Origin of the sequence: Stenotrophomonas sp. OVS01A (assembly GCF_019969775.1) — a bacterium.
In the GTDB taxonomy this organism is placed as follows: Bacteria; Pseudomonadota; Gammaproteobacteria; order Xanthomonadales; family Xanthomonadaceae; genus Stenotrophomonas; species Stenotrophomonas indicatrix.
The window spans coordinates 263,016-286,467 of record NZ_JAHXYV010000003.1 but is presented as its reverse complement, the minus strand read 5'-3'; the positions used below and the strand labels follow the sequence as shown (position 1 = coordinate 286,467).

The 23,452-nt window shown below is 67.1% G+C and carries 21 protein-coding genes; 12 read left to right on the top strand and 9 right to left on the bottom strand.

All coding sequences use genetic code 11. The annotated features are described in order from the left end of the window. The first annotated feature begins 1 nt into the window (after position 1). Both LC407_RS14170 and LC407_RS14165 read left to right on the top strand, forming a co-directional pair. On the top strand, positions 2 to 355 hold the full coding sequence (locus tag LC407_RS14170; RefSeq protein ID WP_025874583.1) for an SH3 domain-containing protein: 354 nt from the start codon (positions 2 to 4) through the stop codon (positions 353 to 355). Beyond that, positions 352 to 1,746 carry a dihydrolipoamide acetyltransferase family protein gene (locus LC407_RS14165; RefSeq protein WP_223483056.1) on the top strand — a complete coding sequence of 465 codons (1,395 nt, stop codon included), beginning with the start codon at positions 352 to 354 and terminating at the stop codon, positions 1,744 to 1,746. Before LC407_RS14170 ends, LC407_RS14165 begins: the two co-directional genes overlap by 4 nt. 185 nt (positions 1,747 to 1,931) lie before the next feature. On the opposite strand, the gene LC407_RS14160 is transcribed toward LC407_RS14165, so the two are convergent. The 3 genes from LC407_RS14160 to LC407_RS14150 all read right to left on the bottom strand — a co-directional run bounded on the left by LC407_RS14160 (position 1,932) and on the right by LC407_RS14150 (position 3,874). Continuing rightward, positions 1,932 to 2,318, bottom strand: a complete 387-nt coding sequence (locus LC407_RS14160) for a VOC family protein (protein ID WP_223483055.1) — start codon at positions 2,316 to 2,318, stop codon at positions 1,932 to 1,934. 213 nt (positions 2,319 to 2,531) lie between these two features. Next, entirely contained in the window at positions 2,532 to 3,239 is a 708-nt protein-coding gene (locus LC407_RS14155; RefSeq protein WP_140228453.1) for a YafY family protein, read from the bottom strand. Further along, positions 3,239 to 3,874 (bottom strand): NAD-dependent epimerase/dehydratase family protein, encoded by a 636-nt coding sequence (locus LC407_RS14150; RefSeq protein ID WP_223483054.1) that lies wholly within the window; start codon positions 3,872 to 3,874, stop codon positions 3,239 to 3,241. The genes LC407_RS14155 and LC407_RS14150 overlap by 1 nt, the downstream gene beginning before the upstream one ends. A gap of 106 nt (positions 3,875 to 3,980) precedes the next feature. Between LC407_RS14150 and LC407_RS14145 the strand changes: the two genes are divergently transcribed. After that, a complete protein-coding gene (locus LC407_RS14145) occupies positions 3,981 to 5,519 on the top strand; it encodes a GGDEF domain-containing protein (RefSeq protein ID WP_032976627.1) in 1,539 nt (512 codons plus the stop codon). Between the two features lie 348 nt (positions 5,520 to 5,867). On the opposite strand, the gene LC407_RS14140 is transcribed toward LC407_RS14145, so the two are convergent. Continuing rightward, on the bottom strand, positions 5,868 to 6,794 hold the full coding sequence (locus LC407_RS14140; RefSeq protein ID WP_025874576.1) for a DUF808 domain-containing protein: 927 nt from the start codon (positions 6,792 to 6,794) through the stop codon (positions 5,868 to 5,870). 212 nt (positions 6,795 to 7,006) lie between these two features. On the opposite strand from LC407_RS14140, the gene LC407_RS14135 reads away from it, so the two are divergent. Both LC407_RS14135 and LC407_RS14130 read left to right on the top strand, forming a co-directional pair. Beyond that, positions 7,007 to 8,650, top strand: a complete 1,644-nt coding sequence (locus tag LC407_RS14135; RefSeq protein ID WP_223483053.1) for an AarF/UbiB family protein — start codon at positions 7,007 to 7,009, stop codon at positions 8,648 to 8,650. Between the two features lie 261 nt (positions 8,651 to 8,911). Further along, positions 8,912 to 11,017, top strand: a complete 2,106-nt coding sequence (locus tag LC407_RS14130; protein WP_223483052.1) for a phosphoglycerol transferase I — start codon at positions 8,912 to 8,914, stop codon at positions 11,015 to 11,017. 680 nt (positions 11,018 to 11,697) lie between these two features. On the opposite strand, the gene LC407_RS14125 is transcribed toward LC407_RS14130, so the two are convergent. Beyond that, complete coding sequence (locus LC407_RS14125) at positions 11,698 to 14,124, bottom strand: DUF3772 domain-containing protein (RefSeq protein ID WP_105164788.1); 2,427 nt, start codon at positions 14,122 to 14,124, stop codon at positions 11,698 to 11,700. Positions 14,125 to 14,214: 90 nt separating this feature from the next. Next, the gene (locus LC407_RS14120) at positions 14,215 to 14,463 is read right to left on the bottom strand and encodes a hypothetical protein (RefSeq protein ID WP_025874572.1); all 249 of its coding nucleotides are present in this window, start codon (positions 14,461 to 14,463) and stop codon (positions 14,215 to 14,217) included. Positions 14,464 to 14,645: 182 nt separating this feature from the next. Here LC407_RS14120 and LC407_RS14115 point away from each other — a divergent pair, with 182 nt between their 5' ends. From LC407_RS14115 to LC407_RS14105, 3 genes are all read left to right on the top strand, one after another. Beyond that, positions 14,646 to 15,140: a lipocalin family protein gene (locus tag LC407_RS14115; RefSeq protein WP_025874571.1), complete on the top strand. Its 495-nt coding sequence runs from the start codon at positions 14,646 to 14,648 to the stop codon at positions 15,138 to 15,140. A 12-nt stretch (positions 15,141 to 15,152) separates the two neighbouring features. Next, positions 15,153 to 16,361, top strand: coding sequence for an FAD-dependent oxidoreductase (locus LC407_RS14110; protein WP_223483051.1), 1,209 nt, complete (start codon positions 15,153 to 15,155; stop codon positions 16,359 to 16,361). Between the two features lie 125 nt (positions 16,362 to 16,486). Beyond that, positions 16,487 to 16,978, top strand: coding sequence for a hypothetical protein (locus LC407_RS14105; protein ID WP_025874569.1), 492 nt, complete (start codon positions 16,487 to 16,489; stop codon positions 16,976 to 16,978). A 151-nt stretch (positions 16,979 to 17,129) separates the two neighbouring features. Here LC407_RS14105 and LC407_RS14100 read toward each other — a convergent pair whose 3' ends face one another. After that, complete coding sequence (locus tag LC407_RS14100) at positions 17,130 to 17,564, bottom strand: PepSY domain-containing protein (protein ID WP_025874568.1); 435 nt, start codon at positions 17,562 to 17,564, stop codon at positions 17,130 to 17,132. A gap of 156 nt (positions 17,565 to 17,720) precedes the next feature. Here LC407_RS14100 and LC407_RS14095 point away from each other — a divergent pair, with 156 nt between their 5' ends. From LC407_RS14095 to LC407_RS14085, 3 genes are read left to right on the top strand one after another with little or no spacing between them, the layout of a single operon-like run. After that, a complete protein-coding gene (locus LC407_RS14095; RefSeq protein ID WP_025874567.1) occupies positions 17,721 to 18,011 on the top strand; it encodes a PepSY domain-containing protein in 291 nt (96 codons plus the stop codon). Next, positions 18,011 to 18,670, top strand: a complete 660-nt coding sequence (locus LC407_RS14090; protein WP_025874566.1) for a response regulator transcription factor — start codon at positions 18,011 to 18,013, stop codon at positions 18,668 to 18,670. The genes LC407_RS14095 and LC407_RS14090 overlap by 1 nt, the downstream gene beginning before the upstream one ends. After that, a complete protein-coding gene (locus LC407_RS14085; RefSeq protein WP_223483050.1) occupies positions 18,667 to 19,986 on the top strand; it encodes a HAMP domain-containing sensor histidine kinase in 1,320 nt (439 codons plus the stop codon). Before LC407_RS14090 ends, LC407_RS14085 begins: the two co-directional genes overlap by 4 nt. A gap of 118 nt (positions 19,987 to 20,104) precedes the next feature. Here LC407_RS14085 and LC407_RS14080 read toward each other — a convergent pair whose 3' ends face one another. Both LC407_RS14080 and speA read right to left on the bottom strand, forming a co-directional pair. Then, positions 20,105 to 20,425 carry a DUF6122 family protein gene (locus LC407_RS14080; protein ID WP_105165055.1) on the bottom strand — a complete coding sequence of 107 codons (321 nt, stop codon included), beginning with the start codon at positions 20,423 to 20,425 and terminating at the stop codon, positions 20,105 to 20,107. 43 nt (positions 20,426 to 20,468) lie between these two features. Then, positions 20,469 to 22,358, bottom strand: a complete 1,890-nt coding sequence (gene speA / locus LC407_RS14075; protein ID WP_223483049.1) for an arginine decarboxylase — start codon at positions 22,356 to 22,358, stop codon at positions 20,469 to 20,471. Positions 22,359 to 22,537: 179 nt separating this feature from the next. Between speA and speE the strand changes: the two genes are divergently transcribed. Continuing rightward, positions 22,538 to 23,389 carry a polyamine aminopropyltransferase gene (gene speE, locus LC407_RS14070; RefSeq protein ID WP_025874562.1) on the top strand — a complete coding sequence of 284 codons (852 nt, stop codon included), beginning with the start codon at positions 22,538 to 22,540 and terminating at the stop codon, positions 23,387 to 23,389. The last annotated feature ends 63 nt before the right edge of the window (positions 23,390 to 23,452 follow it).

The window sequence follows — 23,452 nt, the reverse complement described above, 5'->3', positions numbered from 1 at the left end:
CATGCGGGCCCGCCTTCTCGGGGCTTACCGCAGCCAGTATCCCAACCCGCTCCGGTTCCGCACCGGCCAGATCGTCGAAGTAGGTGTACGTGACGAGGAATGGCCGGCGTTTGCCTGGGTGCGCACCAGCGATGGGCGCGCCGGATGGGCACCGGTAGCGTGGTTGCAGCTGTTGGACGATGGTCGCGCGGAAGCCCTGCGCGACTACGACGCCCGCGAGCTGGATGTGGAGAACGGCGAGATGGTCAAGCTTCATCACGAACACGGCGGGTGGTGGTGGTCCGAGCGCGCCAATGGCGCGACGGGCTGGTTGCCTGCCCGCGAACTGGAACTGCTGGAAGAGAACTGCAAATGAGCCAGACCAAGAACTTCAACCTGCCCGACCTGGGCGAAGGCCTGCCGGACGCGACCATCGTCGAGTGGTTCGTCAAGGAAGGCGATGTGATCAAGCTGGACGAGCCGCTGGTCTCGATGGAGACCGCCAAGGCCGTCGTCGAAGTGCCCTCGCCGTTCTCCGGCACGGTGCTGAAGCTGTCCGGCGCTGCCGGCGACATCATCCCGACCGGCGCGGTGCTGGCCAGCTTCGCGCTGGACCCGAACCTGCCGCAGCGCGCTGATGGCCAGGACACCGGCCACAGCCACGGCCATGCCGCTCCGGCTGCTGCGGCAGCACCGACGCCGCCGCCGCTGCCGACCGCAGCCGCCCCGGTGGCCGCTGAAGAAGCCAAGCCGGCTGCTGCCGAGCGTGATGACGCCGGCACCGTGGTCGGCGCGATGCAGAGCTCCAACGCTGTGCATGCCGAACAGGCGCTGGCCGTGGGCGGCGTCAAGGCCGTGCCGGCGGTGCGTGCCACCGCGCGCAAGCTGGGCGTGGACCTGAGCCGCGTACGTGCCACCGGCGCCGATGGCGCGGTGACCATGGCCGACGTCAAGCAGGCCGCCGCCGACGGCAGCGCGAAGATCGGCGCGGCACCGGCAGCGGTTGCTGCACCGGCTGCTGCCGCACCGGCCCCAGCCCAGGCGGCCGCACCGGTACAGTCCGACGCACGCACCCCGCTGTCTGCTGCCGGCAAGCCGATGCGCACCCAGCCGCCGGGCGTGGTCGCCAAGGGCCAGCCGGAACCGCTGAAGGGCGTGCGCCGCAACATGGCCCGCGTCATGGCCGATGCGCACAGCAAGGTCGTGCCGACCACGCTGAACGACGACGCCGACATCCACGCCTGGCTGCCGGGCAACGACGTCACCGCGCGCCTGGTGCGCTCGATCGTGGTCGCCGCGCAGAAGGTGCCGGCGATGAACGCCTGGTTCGACGGTGAAGCGCTGACCCGCACCCTGCACGCGCAGGTGGACATCGGCATCGCCGTGGATACCGACGACGGCCTGTTCGTTCCGGCCCTGCGCAACGCCGACATGCTCGACGCCCGTGGCATCCGCGAAGGCGTGAACCGCCTGCGTGAGCAGGTGGAAGCGCGTTCGATCGCGGCCTCGGAACTGAGCGGCTACACCATCTCGCTGTCCAACTTCGGCATGTTCGCCGGCCGCTACGCGACCCCGGTCGTGGTGCCGCCGTGCGTGGCCATCGTCGGTGCCGGCCGTGCCCGCCACCAGATGACCCCGGTGATGGGCGGCGTGGAAGCGCACAAGGTCATTCCGCTGTCGGTGACCTTCGACCACCGCGCCGCCACCGGCGGTGAAGCGGCCCGCTTCCTGCGCGCGATGATGGACGATCTGGCGCTGGCCAGCTGATCGGTAGGTGCCAACCTTGGTTGGCACATGAGTTGAAAAAACGCCGGGCATTGCCCGGCGTTTTTTTGTGCCTGCTCCACTATGTCGCCCAGCCATGCTCGGCTGCTTTTCAGTAGATCCACGCCATGCCTGGATGAAGGCATGAAACAAGCCGAGCTTGGGCTCTGCTATACGAAATTCCTGGATCAATCGCGCGCGACCATGCCCTCGGCGCGGCTGTAGACACGCAGCCGGTGACCATCGGGGTCGACACCGACGAAGGTGTGGCCGAATTCCAGCGTTACCGGCGCCTGCAGAATCTGCACGCCGAGTGCGCGCCACGCATCATGCATCTGCTGCACGGCGTCGGGGTTGGCGACCACCATCGCCAATTCGGCGGCGCCAGCCCGCGCATGCACTGGCGGCTGCACGTCGTCGCGCTGCCACAGGCCAAGTGCGGCGCCATCGCCGAGCAGGAACAGGGCAAAGCCGGGCGACTGTTCGACCGGTGCCGTGCCGAGGATGCCGCTGTAGAAGGTGGCGCTGGTGGCAACGTCGCGCACGTACTGCAGCAGGGTGCTTGGCTTGAACATGGGAAAGCTCCTTGGTTGGGAGCGGTCATGGTGGCCCTGCCCTGCTGACAGATCCTGTCAGCAGCGTCGACCCTGCTCGACTGCTGCTGCTTCCGCTTTGGTAGATGTCGAGCTTGCTCGACTGCTCTCCGCGAAGAGCAAGAGCGTCGAGCAAGCTCGACACCTACCAAAGCCAGAGCAACGACCTGAAGCGGTCGAGTAAGCTCGACCTCGTCACGAACGGTCCAGCCAATCCGGAGCGATGCCCTGCGCCTTCTGCCAGCGCCGCAACAAGGTCGCGCGTGGCACCAGGTAGTGCTCTTCCAACGCACGAGCATGGCGAATGCGATCCAGGCGGAAATGACGGAAGTCCTCGCGGCCCTCGCACCACGCCGCCAGCATCGGCACTTCATCGAAGTACCCCAGTGCGAACGGCCAGACCACGCGCTCGGTACGCCGGCCCTGCGCATCTTCATAGGCGAACTGCAGCCGCTGCTGCGTGCCCACCGCTTCGCGTACGGCCTGCAGCCGCGCCGGGGGTACCTTGGCCGTCGTTCGCGATGGCCCCACCCGCAGGCCGCTGTCACGCAGCGCCTCGCGTCGCGCCGCCGGCAGCACGTGCGCGATCCGCGCCAGGGCATCACGTGCAGCCTCGGCCAAGGCCGGCTCGGTGCGTGCCGCCACCCAGCGCAGGCCCAGCACCAGCGCGTCGATCTCGGCCGGTGGCAAGGTCAGCGGCGGCAGCACATCGCCCGGTTCCAGCTGGTAGCCGACACCGGCTTCCCCGCGCAGATCGGCGCCCTGCTCGCGCAGCGTTTCAATATCGCGGTACAGCGTACGCAGGCTGATGCCCAGTTCTTCGGCCAGCGCCTGCCCGGCCACCGGCCGGCGGTGGCGGCGCAGCACCTGCAGCAGCTGGTTCAGGCGCAGCGCGCGGGACATCAGCCGACCAGATCGCGCGACGGCACCACGCGCTCGCCCGGCTTTGCCGCCAGCGCCGCATCCACCAGCGCGTGGGCAATAACCGGTGCCGGATTGATCCGCCACGCACGTGGCAACACCGGTCCCAGCACACCCAGCACCTGCAGCGCGAAGTGTTCGCCACGGCGGACCTCCTGCCGCTCACCGCCGATCAGCCCCGGCCGCACCAGCGTCAGCGATGGGAAACCCAGCGCGCGCAGGTCGCGCTCCAGCTCGCCTTTGACCCGGCTGTAGAAGATCGACGAACGCGGGTTGGCGCCTGCGGCCGAGTTCAGCGCGAAGGCCTGGGCCCCCTGCGCAAGGGCCAGGCGGGCGAAGGCCAGCGGGTAATCGTGGTCGATGCGATGGAACGCCTCGCGGCTGCCGGCCTGGGCGATGGTGCTGCCCAGGGCGCAGATCACCGCGTCCACCCGGGCCCAGTCCGGCGCATCGGGCAGCCGGGCGAAGTCGAGCACCGGGTTGTGCAGTTTCCCGTGCGGCGCAGCCAGCGGGCGACGGCTGGGCGCGACCACGGCGCTGCAGCGGGGGTCGGCCAGCAGCCGCGACAGGGCGTGGCCTCCGACCAGTCCCGTCGCCCCCAGCAACATCACACGCATACCCACCTCCACTGCGGCATCCTGTCGCCCATCCTATCGGTTCAAGCCACCGCCGGTTGCGCCGATATGCTGTGACCAGCCCCCCTGCCATCCCAGGATGCGTTCCATGACGGACCAGCCCGACCCCCGCCCTGCCCCCGGCACCGCCATCGGGCCGCCTGCGCGCGTACGCGCGGTGGTCGATGACGGGCGCGGCGATCGGGTGGTACTGCAGGGCGGTAGCAGCGTGGCGTTGCAGCAGCTGTTTGCCGGGGCCGATGCCCCCGAGCCGCTGCTGGCCGCCTTCGCCAATGGCATGGCCACCCTGCCGGGCGAGCTGGGCGACATGGGTGATCGCCTGCAATCGGCGCAGGCCAGTGCCGACTGGCCGCGCTATGGCCGGGCGATGCGGCAGCTGATCGATAAATACATCCGCACCATCGACCAGCACTCGCCCGATGGCCAGCCCGACAGCCTGCGCCTGTCCGAGCAGCTGCGGTTGCTGCTGGGCGGCGCGGTGGTCGCGCTGCTGCAGCACGATCCCGACCTGCGCGAGCAGGCGCAGGCCCTGGCCGTACGCCTGCGCCAATGGCAACCGGGCGCAGCACTGGAGCCGATCGAACAGGGCGCGCGCGAGCTGGGCCACCAGATCGGCGTGCGCGCCGAAAGCTGGCAGGAACAGCAGGCGTTGTTGCTTGAGTTGTTCGCCCTGCTGCTGGAGAACGTCAGCGAGCTGCTGGATGACCGCAGTTGGCTGCAGGGCCAGATCGCGGCCGTGCGCCAGTTGCTGGCCGGGCCGCTGGAAGCCGAATCGGTCGAGCGCACCCGCGCCGAGCTGCGCGAGGTGATCTACAAGCAGGGCCTGCTGCGGCAGGGAATCGACGATTCGAAAGCGGCCATGCGTAGCTTGATGGGCGAGTTCATCGAGCGCATGGATGGCATGGCTGCCAGCACCGGTGAATACCACGACCGCATCGGCAGCTACGCGCTGCAGTTGCGCGAGGCGCGCAGCATCGCCGACCTCAACCACCTGCTGCAGGAAGTGATGCAGGACACCGGTAAAGTGCAGCAGCAGGCGGCGCAGGCGCGCGATCACCTGGCCAGCGCGCGGCAGGAAGTGGAACGCGCCGAACAGCGCATCAACCAGCTGGAACAGGATCTGCGCGCGGCCGGCGATCTGGCGCGTATCGATCCGTTGACCCAGGCCCTGAACCGGCGTGGCCTGGATGAACTGCTGCAGCGCGAGCTGGCCCGCGCCGCACGCAACCACTCGCCGCTCGGACTGGCGGTGATCGACCTGGATGATTTCCACCAGACCAACGACGAACACGGCCATGCCGGCGGCGACGCGCTGCTGCAGCACCTGGTGGCAGTGTGCCGCCTGCTGCTGCGTGCCACCGATGGCATCGCCCGGCTGGGTGGCGACGAATTCGTGCTGGTGCTTCCCGAAACCCCCGGCGCGGACAGCATGGCCACGGTGCAGCGGCTGCAGCGCTCACTGGCGCATCGCGTGCTGACCCTGCAGGAGCGGCGCATCCCCGTGCATTTCAGCGCGGGCCTGGCGCAATGGCAGCCAGGCGACGATGCCGATACGCTGCTGCGGCGCGCCGATGACGCGCTGTACGCAGCAAAGCGCCAAGGCAAGAACCGGGTACACGCGGGCTAGCTCGCGGGTGGGTGCCAACCTTGGTTGGTGCTTGCGGGAATAAAACCGCCGACCAAGGTCGGCCTCTACCGGGCAAGGCACCGGAAACCGCTGGGTAGGTGCCAACCTTGGTTGGCACGCGCGGGCAACAAACCGCCGACCAAGGTCGGCCTCTACCGGGCAAGGCGCCGGAAACCGCTGGGTAGGCGCCAACCTTGGTTGGCACGTGCGGGCAACAAACCGCCGACCAAGGTCGGCCTCTACAGGGCAAGGCGCCGGAAACCGCTGGGTAGGTGCCAACCTTGGTTGGCACGCGCGGACAACAAACCGCCGACCAAGGTCGGCCTCTTCCGGGCAGCGGGCCGGCGCTTACTTGCCGCGCAGCTTCTGGAACCCGGTCACCGCCGCCAGCACGATGGCACCGGCGATGATGCCGACCACCATGTTGCCCAGCGCGTTGACCAGCCAGCCCCACTGGCCTTCACCGCCCAGCGCCTGCACCGCGTGGTGCAGCGCCGGCACGTTGTGCACCAGGATGCCGCCACCAACCAGGAACATCGCTGCGGTACCGGCCACCGACAGGAACTTCATCAGCCACGGTGCCGACACCAGCAGGCCACGGCCGACTGCCGCCAGCGCCGCGCCCTTGCGCGACAGGTACAGGCCCAGGTCGTCCAGCTTGACGATGCCGGCGACCAGCCCGTAGACGAACACGGTCATCGCCAGCGCGATCACCACCAGGGTGCTGACCTGGTTGATGAACGACGCCGTGGCAACCACGCCCAGCGACAGCACGATGATTTCGGCCGAGAGGATGAAGTCGGTGCGGATCGCGCCCTTCACCTTGTCCTTCTCCCACGCGACCATGTCCACCTGCGCATCAGCCAGCGCCTTGCGCCGCTCGGCCTGGTGTTCGGCGTCCTCATCGGCGGAATGCAGGAACCGGTGCGCCAGCTTCTCCACGCCCTCGAAGCACAGGAAGGCGCCGCCGATCATCATCAGCGGCACGATCAGCGGCACGTTCCAGCCGCGGCTGTGCAGCCAGGCTTCCAGCGCGCTGATCGCCAGCGCCGCCGGCACCAGGATCACCTTGTTCACCAGCGAGCCCTTGGCCACCGCCCACACCACCGGCAATTCACGGTTGGCGTTGACGCCGGTTACCTGCTGCGCGTTCAGCGCCAGATCGTCGCCCAGCACGCCGGCGGTCTTCTTGGCGGCGACCTTGGTCAGCACCGAGACGTCGTCGAGCAGGGAGGCGATATCGTCAAGCAGGGCAAACAGGCTGGCACCGGCCATGGGGGATCCAGTAAAGGGAATGAGCGGATTCTGACCGATCCGGCGCCACCTGCGGTAGCGGGTTCACCGCGCGCCCACCGGGCGGCAGGGACACTGGAAGCGTAATCCGGTCCCGCCGGCGGCGGGATCACGGACACCGGGTCGTCGTCTTCGAGGAGTGTCGTTTGAGCAATCCGTCCACCGCCACGGGCAATCCCCCGCTGATCCGGGGCATGAACCGGCGCAGCCAGATCCTGCGCCTGCTGATGCGCTACCGCCATTCCGGCGTGTTCTCCGGCATGAACCTGGACGCTGCCGGCAGCCACACCGACGTGCCACCGGACGGCAATCCGGAGCAGTTCGTCAGTGACCTGGAAGCGCTGGGGCCCACCTTCGTCAAGCTGGGGCAGATGCTGTCGACCCGCCCGGACATGGTGCCGGTGGAGTTCGCCACCGCGCTGGAGCGCATGCAGGAGAAGGTGGCGCCGATTCCGGTCGAACGCATCCACGCCATCGTCGAGCAGGAGCTGGGGGCGCCGGTGAACAAGCTGTTCGCCGCATTCGACCCACAACCGCTGGGCTGCGCGTCGATCGCCCAGGTGCACCGCGCGGTACTGCATGACGGCCGCGAGGTAGCGGTGAAAGTGCAGAAGCCCGAGGTGGCCGCGCAGCTGCGTTCGGATCTGGAGGTGCTGCGCAGCTTCGCCCTGGCCGCCGACCATCTGACCCAGATCGGTCGCCGCGTGCGCCTGCGCGACTGGCTCAACGAATTCGCCAAGACGCTGATGCAGGAGCTGGACTACCACGCCGAGGCCGAGAACCTGTCGCGCTTCGGCCGGCACCTGAAGCCGTTCCGGCGCCTGTGGATTCCGCAGCCGCTGTGGGACTACAGCAGCCATCGCGTGCTGACCATGGAACTGGCCACCGGCGTGCGCGTGGATGCCATTCCCGATGTGCGCCGCACCGAACAGGCGATGGACCCGCTGGCGGCGGCGCTGATCCGCGGCTATCTGGACCAGATCTTCGTGCACGGCGAAATCCACGCCGACCCGCACCCCGGCAACCTGCGGGTGATGCCTGATGGGCGCTTGGCCATCTTCGACCTGGGCATGGTCGCGCACATGCCGCCGCGGCTGCGCGAGCGCCTGCTGAAGATCCTGTTTGCCGCCGTCGATGGCCGCGGCGAGGAAGTGGCCGACGACCTGATCAGCATCAGCACGCGGCTGGAGGCATTCGATGAGGAGCGCTACCTGCGCGAGACCGGCCAGCTGATCGCGCGCTATGCCGCCAGCGCGAATTTCTCCGAAGGGCGCGTGGTGCTGGACATGGTGCGCATCGCCACCTCATCCGGGTTGCGCACGCCGCCGGAGCTGAGCCTGCTGGGCAAGGCGCTGCTCAACCTTGAAACCGTATGCCGCCTGCTGGCACCGGATCTGGACACGCGCCGCATCGTCGAACGCCAGCTGCAGCACGTGATGCGCGCGCGCCTGAAAAAATCGCTGTCGGCCGCCAACCTGGCCAGCGAGGCGATGGAGCTGCAGCAACTGCTGCGCGACGGGCCGCGCAAGCTGTCGGACATCATGGCGCTGCTGGCCGAGAACCGCCTGCAGATGAAGGTGACCGGGCTGGAAGAATCGCGGCTGATGGAGAACCTGCAGAAGATCGCCAACCGCGTGGCCGCCGGCATCATCAGCGCCGCGTTGATCATGGCGGCGGCAATGATGATGAAGATCGACACCGGCTGGCATGTGCTGGGCTATCCCGCCATCGCACTGGTGCTGTTGCTGATCGGCGTGGTGCTTGGGCTGGGCATCGTGACCAGCGCATTGTTGTTCGATCGCCGTGCGCGTTCGCGCGAGGAACGCGGGCATCGATAGTGTCGCATCCACGCTCGACGTGGATCAGCGAAAACAGTGCATTCATGCAGTTTTTTAATGCAATCGAGCGTGAGTTTTCACGCTCGATTTACGTTAGCGGCGTGATATCGCGCGCACGATTTCAACAAACATTTCAGTCAGGTTCGTGCATGCACTATCGGGTCATCGGCCTGTCATGCAGATGTGCTTGCAGCAGCGCCGGTCGGATGGACACGCGTCGGTACGACGTCCATCGCCACCCCGTCACTGCCGAAGCTGCCTATGCTCTGGATTCTGCTGCTGTCGCTGTTGCTGCTGTCCTGGTTGTTCCTCGCGTCCGCAAAGTGGGTGTGGTGGAAAGCAGGCTTGTTCTCGCTGTTGCTGCTGGCGCTCAGTGCCTGGTGGCTGATCGACAAGCTGTCCGGTGACGGACTCAACGCCGCCACCCTGTACCACCTGGGTGCGGACATGGAAGGCGCCGGTGTCGCCGACTTCAAGGGCTATATCGCCGGCTTCATCGTGCTGGCCGCCGTGTCGCTGCTGCCGCTGTTCGCTACGCGGGTGAAGCGTTGGCGCCGCCCCACGGCCGGTGGTGCGTGGTTTGCCGGTTTCGCCGCGCTGTGGGTGGCCACGATCATGATCAGCCCACTGGCCCGCGATGGCCAACGCCTGTACCAGCAGCTGCGCCCGGTGGATTTCGCCCGTATCGCCCCCGAATACCAGGTGCCCACGCAGGCCCTGCAGCGCCCACGCAACATCGTCTGGATCTACGGCGAGAGCCTGGAGCGCACCTATCTGGATGAGGCCGTGTTTCCCGGCCTGATGCCCAATCTCAACCGCTTGGCGGCCAGGTCGCTGGATGTGCGCGGGCTGGCCTCGGCCGAAGGCGGTGGCTGGACCATCGCCGGCCTGGTGTCGTCGATGTGCGGCGTGCCGCTGACCACCTCGCAGGGTGATGAGAACAGCATGGACCGCATGGGCAGCTTCCTGCCCAAGGCCGTGTGCCTGGGCGATTACCTCAAGCAGCAGGGCTACACCAACCATTACCTGGGTGGTGCCAACGGCCAGTTCGCCGGCAAGGGCCAGTTCCTGGCGAGCCACGGCTTCGATGAAGTGCATGACCTGGCGTGGTTCAAGCAGCAGAAGAAGATCGGCCGTATCCACTACTCGGCGTGGGGCGTGCATGACGACGTGCTGCTGGACACCGCCTACCAGCGCTTCGAGCAGCTGTCGCGACAGGATGCGCCGTTCATGCTGACCACGCTGACCATGGACACGCACCACCCGGCCGGGCACCTGCCGGTGGCCTGCAAGGGCGAGCGCTACCAGAGCCAGTACGGCAACATCGGCATGCTCAATGCGCTCAAGTGCACCGACCGCCTGATTTCGCAGCTGGTCGAACGCATCCAGGCCAGCCCCTACGGCAAGGACACGTTGATCGTGATCGCCTCCGATCACCTGGCCATGCCCAACGACCTCAGCCATATCCTGACCAGGCAGAAGCGCGAGAACCTGCTGTTGTTCCTCGGTGATGGCGTGGCCCCGCGCCAGCTGGCCGCCGAAGACGGCTCGACCCTGGATTCCGGGGCCACCCTGCTCAGCCTGCTCGATCCGAACCTGCAGACGATGGGCTTTGGCCGTTCGCTGCTGGACGACAAGCGCGCGCCGAGTGCCAGCGCCGCGGCACGCCGCGATGGCGGCCGCGACTATTCGCAGTACCTGGCCTTCGCCCGCTCGCTGTGGCTGGGTGAGCCTACGCGGCAGCTGAAGATCGACGGCGACGACCAGGTGGTGGTGGGCCTGCAGCACGTGCAGCCGCCGGTGCTGCTGGAATACGACAAGGACTGGGACCTGAAATCGGTGTACCTGGAAAACACCTCGCGCCAGTTCGACGATGCCGACCCGGACAACACGCTCGCCTACGTTGATCGCTGCACCGCGTTCGAGGATGGCTCGGCCGACGGCGACTGGTGCGCGCTGCTGGTGAACCGCGACAACGGCATCAAGCTGTACCGGGACGGCCAGCTGCGCAACGGCATCGACGTGGATGCACCCCTGGATGCCTTCCAGGGCCCCCGCCCCAGCGTGCGCCAGGCACACATGATCACGCAGAAGGGCCGCCGTACCCGCGCCGGCCAGTACATGCTGCAGCTGGTGGCGAGCACGCGCCCGGATCGCGGTTTCTGGATCGAAGCGGTGTCCTCGCAGCGCAAGGTGGTGCTGGCCCAGCAGTGGGTGCAGCCTGATGCCGATGGCAAGATCAACGTGTCATTCGGGCTCGACCACGAAGTGGATGATCTGGAAATCCGCGCCTGGTTGAACCATGCCGAGAAGCTGGCGGTGGATACCTTCGCACTGGTGCCCTCCCGCGGCCGACCGCGGGGGTAAAGGGGTCGGCAGGGCTGCGCCCTGCACCTGCCGAAGCAGTAGTGCCGGCCGCTGGCCGGCAACCTCAACGGCAACAGCCAAAGCAACAGCAACAGCTGGGGTTCCGTGGGGTGGCGGAGCGGTGTGGGTTGGCAGAACACGCCGTAAACCCGTCCTTGGGGGCTCGATGGCGCCATCCATGGCGCCAACGGTCCTGCCAACCCACACCGCCCCGCCTCTGACAGATTCCTGCAGCTGTCGGTAGCTGTCGACCTTGGTCGACACTTCTGTCAGATATGGAAATCAATCCGGGGTCAGATCCGTTTTCTTGCGGAAAATGGATCTGACCCCATCTGCATGAAATCGAATATTTCGATAGTTCATCGAAGAGCATCCACGCATGGCGTGGATCTACGTGTCGACCAAGGTCGACACCCCAGGAGCACGCCATGCAATTCCGCCAGATCGCAGAAATCTGTCGAAGGCGGGGTGGGTCCGGTTGCGGGGGTGTCCGCGGCATGGATGCCGCGGCCAAGCCCCCAAGGACGGGTTTACGGCGTCCCCCGCAACCGGACCCACCCCGCCATCCCACAGGAAACCCGCTGTTGCTGTTGCTGTTGCTGTTGCTCCTGAGGTTGCCGGCCAGCGGCCGGCACTACCGCTTCGGCGGGTGCAGGGCGCAGCCCTGCCGACCCACCCTCTTACTGCGGCGGATCGCGGGTGATGTGGATGTCGGTCGGCGTGGACAGCGGGATGTTCCGCTCGGCCAGGATCTGCAGCAGGCTGAAATACAGATCGCTGCGCGTGCCATACACCTGCCGCGGGCTGGCCACGTAGGCAAAGCTGTTGATGGTGATCTGGCCGCCAGCGATGCTGTCGATGTACACCGACGGCGCCGGCTGCTGCAGCACCGTGTTGTGGGCACCGTAGGCATCCAGCAGCGCCTGCCGCAGTCCTGCGACATCGGTGCTGGCCGGCACCGCGAACTGGATCTGGATGCGGCCTTGGTTGTTGCCCATCGTCATGTTGCGGATGGTCTTGGTGATCAACTCGGAATTGGGCACGATCAAGGTGGACTTGTCGCTCACCTGGATCTCGGTGGAGCGCACGTTGATGCGGCGGATGTCGCCTTCCTGATCGCCCAGCTTCACCCAGTCACCGATCTTCACCGGCCGCTCGGTCAGCAGGATCAGGCCGGAGACGAAGTTCTGGATGATCGCCTGCAGGCCGAAGCCGATACCTACCGAGAGCGCACTGACCAGCAACGCCAGGTTCTTCAGGTTCAGGCCCATGGCGGTCAGCGCCCACAGCGCCACCAGGATGATGCCCACGTAGCGGGTGATCGTGCTGATTGAATTGCGCGCGCCCAGGTCCAGTTCGGTCTTGGGCAGGTAGGTGTCGGTCAACCAGCGCTGCAGCAGCTGCGTCAGCCCCAACCCGACCAGCATCACCAGCAGGGCGATGGCGATACGCGCAGGCTTGAGCGTGATGTCGCCGATGGAAATGCCGTTGGCCAGCGAAGCGACGCGCTCGACCACCGAGCCGATGTTGCCGAACGGCGCCGCCAGTGCCAGCAGCGCGATCAACACCACAAACGTGCGCAGCACGGCAGACAGCAGCACACCGGCCTGCTCCAGCCGCGACACGCTCAGGCCGGTGCTGAGCAGGATGGTCTGGCCGACCTTGCTGTCGGCGTTGAGCAGCCAGGTGGAGAAATCGTCGACGAACTTGAACAGCAGCGTCGCCGCCAGCACCACGATGCTGCCGCCGATCAGCTGCTGGTTGACGAACTTGGCGAAGTTCACATAGCCCATCAGGGTGGCGATGATCGCGGCCACCACGGCGATGTTGCCGGCCACCCGTGCCAGCACCAGCCAGCTGCTGCGCCGCACCGGAACGGCCGCGCCCTGGCCGTCAGCCTGCGCTTCCAGCTTCGCCTCGGCCTCGGCGGTCTGGCGCCGATGCAGGCGCGCCAGGGTGACCAGCATGGCCATGATCAGGCCCAGATAGGTCAGCGCGATCACGCCGTCCAGCGCCACCGTGGTGACGTCGCTGGTGCGGGTGGCTTGGTCGACAGCCACCAGCACCGTGCTCAACCAGGCCAGGGCCGCCGCACCCCAAGCGTATTTGCGCAGCTTCAGCGCGGCGGTGTCATCGAGATTCAACAGGCGCCATGACGGGCGCTGGGGCACCAACATGCAGGCGCTGAGCGCGGCAATGAAGGCCGCGCGGAAGGTGGCAGTCTCAATCCCCTCGGCCACCACCTGCAGGCGCGGTGCGATCGCATTGATCGCATCCAGTGCCGCCATCAGCACCACCACGGCGTAGCCGGGCAGCAGCGTACCGACCAGCAGCAGCCACATGGCGAGCCCGGAACGGCGCAGTCGGCCGTCAGGCGCACGTTCGGATGCAGCAAACCGCCGCCCCAGCGCGCGCAGCCACAGGCGCAGCGGGAACATCATCACCAGTGCAGCTGCCACGCCCAGCAGCAGGGTGCCCCAACCATGGGTACGGATGCCGGCGACCAGCGCGTCCCGGCCCATCTGCGCCAGCGGGGCGACGCGTGCGATATCGATCGGCAAGCGCTCGGCCACCTTGGTCCACAGCGCAGGAGACAGCGGCGAGGCCACCTTCTGCCCCAGTTCCTCCGTGCGCTGTGCCGTGCGTTGCTGGTCGATGTCGGCAGCCATCTGCTGGGCGCGCACCGCGCTGGCCTTTGCCTGCGCCATTGAGGCCATCAGGCCATCGCGCTGGCGGGTAATGGTCCGCCGTTGCGTCACCAGCTCCGGCGGCTCGGTGGTTCCCTCGGCGGGCGTACCCAACTGCGCCAGCTGTTCGTCGAGCCGATCCAGCTGCGGCTGCAGCGCTTTCTCCAGGGCTTCAGCATCGCGTCGCGCCTGCGAAGCCTCCTCGGACAGCATCGACAGGGTTTCCACCGCTGCAGCATCAACACGCTTGCGCTCAACATCCTTCAGCGTGCTGTCGATCTGCGCCAGCTGCTGCTTGGGCGTGGGGTCGTCATCCTGGGCCAGCGCCGGCACAGCCAGCAGCAGCGTGCAGCACAACAGCAGGGCCAACCAGGGGCCACGCACCAGGATCGTTCGGAAGAAGGAAGACAAGCCAGCCACACCGTTTTGCGCGGACCACCGCGCCTGCGCGCGACTATACGGCAGGTACTGTAAACGGCGGATGCGCAGGCGCTTGCCGCTGGCTGCGGCTCAGTACTTCAGGCGCAGCTCTTCCACCTGCGGCTGCTGCAGCGCGTACCAGTCCTGGAATTCTTCCTCGGTGATCTCATCCGGCGCATACACCGCGATCGGGTGCCAGGCGTGGTCGGTCGGCAACGGCTGGCGCGGCCCGGCGCGCAGGCTGTAGGCCACGCCTTCGTAGTCCACCAGATCGTCCACCTGCGGCCACTGCTCGCGGGCGAACTGGGTTTCACTCTTCAACAGGATCACCTGGTACATCGGCACCTCCACTTCGGTTGGATCGGAAAAACGCGGCGCTGGCGGAAGCATACCGCTGCGCCGATGACGGCACGCGCTCCGCCCGGGCGACGGAATGTTCTGGACATGGCCCTCGCCCCGGCTTCACCCGCCCGTGGCAGTGTCCTCGGCATCGTGGAGGTCCTCTCCTGCCACGCCTGACAATGACCGACCTGCCTCCCCTGAAGACCGTCACCGACCTCAAGCTGCCCCGCTACCTGGGCACCTGGTACGAGATCGCCCGCCTGCCGATGCGCCACGAGCCGGAGGGCTGCACCGATGTGTCGGCCCATTACCAGCTGCTCGACAACGGCAACGTGGGCGTCACCAACCGCTGCCGCATGGACGGCGAGATCGAGGAAGCCACCGGAGAGGCCTGCGCGATCGACAACGACAGCGCGCGGCTGGAAGTCAGCTTCCTGCCCAAGGGCCTGCGCTGGCTGCCCTTCGCCAAGGGTGACTACTGGGTGATACAGGTGGCGCCGGACTACAGCGTTGCCCTGGTCGGCAGCCCGGATCGCAAGTACCTGTGGCTGCTGGCACGTGAGCCCCGGCTCGATGCCACCGTGCAGGAACATTATCTGGCCAGTGCACGCCTGCAGGGCTTCGATCTGTCCGAACTGATCCTGACCCCGCATACCGGCCACCCCACCGCCTGAGCACGAACCCGCATGGACCTGAAGAGTGGTTACCCGTGGTGGGCGGTGCGCAACGGCCTGATCCAGGCCTTTCCGCCGCTGGAACAGGATCTGCAGAGCGATGTGCTGGTGGTCGGTGGTGGCATCACCGGCGCGCTGATCGCCGATGAGCTGTCGGCCCATGGCCACGACGTTGCGCTGATCGAGCAGCGTGACATCGGCTGGGGCAGCACCGCAGCCAGTACCGCGCTGCTGCAGTACGAGATCGATACCCACCTGCTGGAGCTGGCCTCGCAGTATGGCCAGGACGCTGCGGCACTGGCCTACCGGGCCTGTGCGGACGCGATCCCTGCATTGGGCGAGGTCGCGCGCGGCCTGAAGGACGTCGACTTCAAGCAGATGGACAGCCTGTACCTGGCCAGCCGTCGCCGTGACGTACCGCGGCTGATGGCCGAAGGCGAGGCGCGCCGTGGCATCGGCCTGGATGCGCGCTGGCTGGACCGGGATGCGCTGCAGGAACGTTTCAGCGTCGATGCCGGAGGCGCCCTGCTGACCCGCCAGGCCGCACGGGTTGATCCCTACTGCTTCACTTACGGGCTGCTGCGGCGGTTGCAACGACGCGGCGGCGTGGTGCATGACCGCACCGTGCTGCATACCCTCACCCCCACCGCGCGCGGCGTAACCGCCCGCACTGAATCCGGCATGCAGATCCGCGCCCGCCACGTGGTGCTGGCGATGGGCTATGCCAACCAGCAGTGGCTGGACCCGCGCGTCGCCCGCAACCGCAGCAGCTATGCGTTCATCACCGACCCGATCAACGCCGATGAACTGGGCTGGCTGCAGCGCACGATGGTCTGGGAGAGCGCGCGCCCCTACCTGTACCTGCGTGCCACTGGCGACCGCAGGTTGTTGGTTGGCGGGCTGGACGATGCCATCGATATTCCCGCCCGCCGCGATGGCCGGGTGGACAGCAAGGCCCGCAAACTGATGAAGCAGCTGCTGCAATGGTTCCCGCACCTGCAGCCGACTCCGGCGTTTTCATGGGGGGGCACCTTTGCCGAGACCGCTGACGGCCTGCCGTTCTTCGGGCCGCATGCGCAATGGGGGCCACGGGTACAGTTCGCCATGGCCTATGGTGGCAATGGCATCACCTATTCGATGATCGGCGCCGGGCTGCTGCGGGCACGGATCGAGCGGCGCCGGCACCCGCTGCAGGACCTGTTCGGGTTCGGGCGGTTGTAGCGTGAAGCCAGGCATGGCCTGGCTCTACCGCAAACGGGCGCCGACAGGCATCATTCAAGCAACGCCTGCTAGCGTCGGCCTGTACCGCCGCGTGCTGCGCGGCCCCTCTGCGCTGGAGTGCCGTCATGATCCGCCCCCTGACCCTGCTGCTGTGCCTGGCCGCCCTGCCCGGGACCGCGTTGGCGCAGTCCGCCGCCGGCGCCACCGCGCCGCAGGCGTCCGGCCTGGACCTGTCCGTGCCGCAGACGCCTATGCGCTATCTCAACGATCCGACGCTGCAACAGGATCCGCCCGGCACGTTCTACGGCGACAAGACCGGCCCGCGCGTGCACGGCGACGGCAGGATCGCCGACGTGCAGGATGACAAGGTCAAGGTTTCCGGCAGCTTCACCACCGGCATCGGCTATGCCAAGAATTACGGCAACACCCACTACAACGCCGCCACGCTGAATCTCAGCAAGAACTACACCAACGATGAAGGCAAGACCCGTGGGGTCAACGTCAACATCCACGTGAGCGAAGGCAAGGGCCCGGGCTTCTTCGGGCCGTACGGCGGTGGTGGGTATTACGGTGGTGGCCCGGGCTATTGGGATTACCCGCCGCCTTACGGCTGGTAAGCCCCGCGTCGGGCCTGGGCCGACCAAGGTCGGCCTCTACTGGTAACAGCGGAAGGTAGCGCCGGGCCATGCCCGGCGGCCTGATGCGTCCGCTGCGCTCGCCGGGCATGGCCCGGCGCTACCAGCGACACGCCCCATCCCGAAGCAGGCGTCAATCCAGCCAGCCATCGCGCTCGCTGTGCAGGATGCGGCCGTCATGACCGCTCAGGCGCACTTCCACCTTCTGGTTGCGGGCATTGCGCGCTTCCAGCGACCACGTCGCACCGTCGCGCTCCAGCGAATGGATCTCGCGCAGGCCCTGCGACTGCGCCTTGGCCAGCACCTGCTCGGTGCTCAGCTGCGCACGCCCATCGTGCTCGTCGAAGATCTCGCCGGTCTTCGGGTCCACATACACCTCGCTGAAACGACCGTCGGCACGGCTGACATCGGCTTCCCACAGGCCATCATCCCGCTCGATCTCATGGATCTGGGTGTAGCCGGCCTTGCGCAGGGTCTGTTCGACCTGGGCCATGCCCAGCGGCGCGGCCTGTACGGCGGGGGCCACGGCCAGGGCGACAACGGTGGCGAGGGTGAGCGACTTCAACATGGGGGTTCTCCTGTTCGGTGCCGGACCATCCCGGCAACGCCACGATGCACGGCGTGGTTAACAGCGGCCTAGCCAGCGCTGTTAGCCAACCGTTAGTCGGCCGCGGCACACTCGCGCCTGTCACTTGTTCCCATGCTCCCAGCCACTCACGTGCCGATCCTGCCCTCCCTGTCCCTGCTGCTGGCCCTGGCCAGCGCCCCGACCGCCGCCGGCCCTGCCCAGGACCCGGCGCAGCAGGTCGCGCGCCGCGCCGTGCAGCAAGGCCGCTACGTGCCGCTGGAAGGCGTGGTGCGCGATGCACTCAAGCGCCACCCCGGCCAGCTGCTGGAAGTGGAACTGGACGATGGCGTGTACGAAGTGGAGATCCTGCGCGCCGACGGCGTGGTGGTGGAGCTGGACTATGATGCGCGCAACGGCAGGCTGTTGAAGACGGAGCTGGACGACTGATGCGCATCCTGTTGGCCGAAGACGATGCCGCATTGGCCGAGCGCCTGCAGCCGCTGCTGGAGCAGGCCGGTTACGTGGTCGAGGTGGTGGCCGATGGTCGCCAGGCCGAGGAGATCGGCCAGGTGGAAGACCTGCAGGCCGCCATCGTCGATCTGGGCCTGCCCGGGCTGGACGGCCTGAGCGTGATCGAACGCTGGCGCGGCAACGGCCGCGACTTTCCGGTGCTGGTGCTGACCGCGCGCGGGCGCTGGCACGACAAGCTGGCCGGCTTCGACGCCGGTGCCGACGACTACCTGACCAAACCTTTCCAGGCCGACGAACTGGTGCTGCGCCTGCGCGCGCTGATCCGCCGCAGCCACGGCCATGCCAGTCCACGGTTGCAGTGCGGTCCGCTGCAGCTGGACGTCAATGCCGGGCGCTTCGACCTGGATGGCCAGGCGTTGGCGCTGAGCCCGCAGGAATTCCGCCTGCTGAGCTACTTCATCCACCACAGCGGCCAGGTGATCGGCCGCGACCGCTTGGGCGAACATGTGTTCGATGGCGGTCATGACCCGGATTCAAATGCGCTGGACGTATTGCTGGGGCGGGTGCGCCGCAAGCTCGGCACCGACCTGATCCAGACCGTACGCGGCCAAGGCTGGCGGTTGGCCGCGCCGTGAGCCGGCAGCCGTCATTGCGACGCCGGCTGCTGCTGGCCGGTGGCATCGGCCTGCTGCTGGTCTCGGCACTGGCCAGTGCGCTGCTGGGGGAACTGTTCAAGCGCAGCGCGCGCGACCGCCTGGACAACGAACTGCAGCAGGACATGCTGACCCTGCTGGCGCAGGCCGAGATCGATGCCGATGGCCAGCTGCAGCTGCGCCAGGAACCCAACGATGCGCGCTTCCAGCGCGTGTTCTCCGGCGCGTACTGGCAGATCGCCGATGGCAGCGGCAAGGTGCTGCTGCAGTCACGTTCGTTGTGGGACGAAACGCTGCCAGTGGCCGCCACTGGCACGGCCGAACGCAATCTGCCGGGCCCGCTGCAGCAATCGCTGCGCGCGCGCGTGCAGCCGGTGCGCCTGCCCCGCGCCAACCAACCCTATGTCGCCGTGGTCGCCACCGACCGCAGTGCACTGGATGCGGACGTCGCCGCATTCCGCCAACGCAGCGCAATGGCGTTGGCCGTGCTGGTAGCGGCGTGGCTGGCGGTACTGGCCAGCCAGGTGCATTTCGGCCTGCGGCCCCTGCAGCGTCTCGGTGCGCAGCTGGAACGCGTGCGCCGCGGCGATGCACAGCGCATCGATACGGCCGGATTGGGCGCTGAAATCGCGCCGCTCGGCGAGGAGCTCAATACCCTGCTCGACCACCAGCAACGGATGGTGGGCCGCGCCCGCACCAGCGCACAGGATCTGGCGCATGCGCTGAAAACACCGCTGAGCGTGCTCGCCGCCGAAGCCGATGGCGAGGGCCGCGCGTGGCGGGCGACGCTGCGCGAACAGGGCGCACGCATGCAGGCCAGCGTCGATCGCTACCTTGCCGCCGGGCTGACCGCCGACCATCGCGAACGCACGCCGGTGGCCACGGTTGCACAGGCGCTGTGCGGGCTGATGGCGCGCGTGCATGGCGACCGTGCGCTGCAGTTCCAGGCCGAAGGCATTGCCGACGACCTGCAGTTCGCCGGTGCCAGCGCCGACCTGGAAGAGATGCTCGGCAACCTGCTCGACAACGCCGGCAAGTGGGCACAGCGGGAGGTGACGGTTATTGCGCGCGTGGACGACGAACAGTTGCGCATTGATGTGCGCGACGACGGTCCGGGGCTGGCAGCCGAGGCGCTGGCGCAGGTGACCCAGCGTGGCGTGCGGCTGGATGAGCGCGAAAACAGCAGTGGCCTGGGCCTGGCCATCGTGGGTGATATCGCCGCCAGTTATGGTGGACGGCTGGCGCTGGAGAATGCACACCCGGGATTGCGCGCCACGTTGTGGTTGCCGATGGGGTGACGCGCCGCTGCGCTCGCCGGGCATGGCCCGGCGCTACCGGATCATGCGCCACCCGGCAGGTGTCGACCGTGGTCGACGCGCATCAAGAGCGCCGACCAAGGTCGGCATCTACCAAGCCTCAACGGTGATGCATCCACCAGCAGTCGATGGCATCGAGCACGATGTGGATCATCAAACCGATGCCCACCAGCCGCGTTTTCTTCGGCACGCACAGCCCGGCATACACGGCAATCGCCGGTGCGGTATGCAGCGGGTGGAAGCCGATGCTGCAGCGGTTCGGGGCGTAGATCGGATCGGCCAGCAGGTGGTCCAGATCGATGATCCAGCCCAGCAGCAGCAACACCCACGCCGAGGCGAAGCGCTTGCGCCAGAACAGCCATGCCAGCAGAGCTGGCACGGCGGCATGCAGGAACAGATGAAAGATCGCGCGGGCGCCCATCAGCACCGGTAGCGCCGGGCCATGCCCGGCGTTCCCGTCACCCTTAGATCAACGGTTCGTCGGACAGGTAGGTGTAACCGGTCAGGCCCGCTTCCAGCGCTTCGGACAGCTCCTGCGCGCGTTCCGGCGACAGGTCTGCCGATGCCACGCGTTCGGCGTAGGCCGCACGCAGGTCATCCAGCTTGTAGCCCACGTAGTCCAGCATCACGTCGGTGGTATCGCCGCGGCGCTGCTGGGTGATGGCATAGCCATCGGCATCGGCCAGCACTTCCACCGCGTCGGTATCGCCGAACAGGTTGTGGATGTCGCCGAGGATTTCCTGGTAGGCACCGACCATGAAGAAACCGATGCGGTAGCTCTCGCCGTGCTTGATCGCGTGCAGCGGCAGCGAGCTGTCCAGGCTTTCGTTCTCGACGTAGGTCTTGACCATGCCATCGGAATCGCAGGTCATGTCGGCGATGATGCCGCGGCGATCCGGCATCTCGTTCAAGCGCTCGATCGGCACGATCGGGAACACCTGGTCGATCGCCCACGCATCGGGAATCGACTCGAACACGCTGAAGTTGACGAAGTACTTGTCGACCAGGCGCTCGTTCAGTTCATCCAGCGCCGGGCGATGGCTCTTCTCGTCGTAGCTCAGGCGCGCACGCACGCCATGGGCGATGGCATAGAACAGATCGTCGATGCGCGCACGCTGCGGCAGGTCGATCTGGCCCAGCGCATAGCTGGACAGGCCTTCGGCGTGGAAGTGCTGTGCTTCCTGGAACAGTTCCACCGCCGGACGCACGTCCAGTTCTTCGTGGATCTCGCGCAGGTGACGGATCGAGGCCGGCTCGTCATCGTGCTGGTCCGGCACGCGGCCTTCCTGCGCCTGTTCCACTTCAGACACGTTGGCGATCAGCACCGCGTGGTGCGCGGTCATCGCGCGGCCGCACTCGGTGACGATGCGCGGCGGGGTCAGGCCGTGTTCTTCGCAGGCATTGGCCAGCGGCTGCACGATGTTGCTGGCGTACGAATTGAGGCCGTAGTTGATCGAGCAGAAGCTGCGCGAACGGGTGCCTTCGTAGTCCACGCCCAGGCCACCGCCCACGTCGACGTGGGTGATCTTCGCACCCAGCTGTGACAGCTCGACGAAGTAGCGGGTGGCTTCGCGCATGCCGTTGGCGATGTCGCGCACGTTGGAGATCTGCGAGCCCATGTGGAAGTGCAGCAGGCTCAGGCAGTCGGCGTATTCGGTATCGCGCAGCGACTTCCACAGGTCCAGCAGCTGGCGCGGCGACAGCCCGAACTTGGCCTTGTCGCCACCGCTGTTCTGCCACTTGCCGGCGCCCAGCGAGGCCAGGCGCATGCGCACGCCCAGGCCCGGCTTCACGTCCAGCGCCTTGGACTCTTCCAGCACCAGCTTCAGCTCGGACGGCTTCTCGATGACGATGAAGGTCTGCAGGCCCAGCTTGCGGCCGATCAGGGCCAGGCGGATGTACTCGCGGTCCTTGTAACCGTTGCAGACGATCAGGCCACCCGGGCGCGACAGCGCCAGCACGGCCATCAGTTCCGGCTTGCTGCCCGCTTCCAGACCGAAGCCCTCACCGTGGTGGCTGGCCAAGGTTCCGGCCACGCCGCGGTGCTGGTTCACCTTGATCGGGTACACGGCCGTGTAGCCGCCCGGGTAGTCCCAATCCTGCTGGGCCTGGGCGAACGCCGCCTGCAGCTTGCCCAGGCGCTGGCCGAGGATGTCCGGGAAGCGCACCAGCAGCGGCAGCTTGGCACCGGCCGCGCGCGCGGCATCGACCACCTTGGGCAGCGACACCACCGGGCCATCCGCCCCGGTCGGTCTCACCACCATGTGCCCGGCCTGATCCACGTCGAAATAACCATCCGCCCAGTGCGGGATCGAGTAGGTCTTGCGGGCTTGGTCGATGGACCAATCGGTCATTGCAGTCGGCCTTGTGGCAAATAAAAGGGGGGGCATGATAACGCCTATATGCCCACAGGTTCGTTATCATGCGCGCCCGCGCCCGTGGCAGGTCTGAACCTGAACGGGCCGATCCGTCCGGATGCGTGGCACCCCGCCTTCAGCCCGGCTCCATCCCCTCCGAACAGGAATGCTTTCCCATGACTGACAACAGCAACTGGTACATCGAACACTTCGAGCGCACCGGCTCGGCCATCGGCTACCGCATCACCGGCAAGCTGGACGAAGTGCAGTCGCCGTTCCAGAAGATCGAGATCTTCCAGACCACCGACTGGGGCAACCTGATGACCATCGATGGGGCCATCATGCTGACCAGCAAGGACAACTTCTTCTACCACGAGATGATCAGCCACCCGGTGCTGTTCACCCACGCCGCGCCCAAGCGCGTGGTGATCATCGGCGGCGGCGACTGCGGCACCCTGCGCGAAGTGCTCAAGCACAAGGGCGTGGAGAGCGTGACCCAGTGCGACATCGACGAGCAGGTGACGGTGATGGCGCGCAAGCACTTCCCGGAACTGTGCGATTCCAACGACGACCCGCGCGCCGAGCTGATGTTCGACGACGGCGTGGCCTACATGGCCAACTGCCCGGCCGGCAGCGTGGACGTGGTGATCGTCGATTCGACCGATCCGGTTGGCCCGGGTGAAGGCCTGTTCAACAAGGCGTTCTACGAGAGCTGCTTCAAGGCCCTGAAGGACGACGGCATCCTGGTGCAGCAGTCCGAGTCGCCGCTGATGCAGCTGGAGCTGATCAACGAAATGCGCACCGAGATGGGCAAGGCCGGCTTCGGCTCGTTCAAGACCCTGCCGTTCCCGCAGCCGTGCTACCCCACCGGCTGGTGGAGCGTGACCCTGGCGCGCAAGGGCGACAGCAGCTTCGACTTCCGCCAGGCCGATTCGGCCGCCAAGACCTTCGACACCCTGTACTACACCGCCGCGCTGCACACCGGCGTGCTGGTGACCCCGCCGTTCGTGAAGGCGGCGTTGAAGTAAGGCGTGCCGACCAACGGTCGGCACCCACCGGGGTTGGGATGTGCCAACCAAGGTTGGCACCTA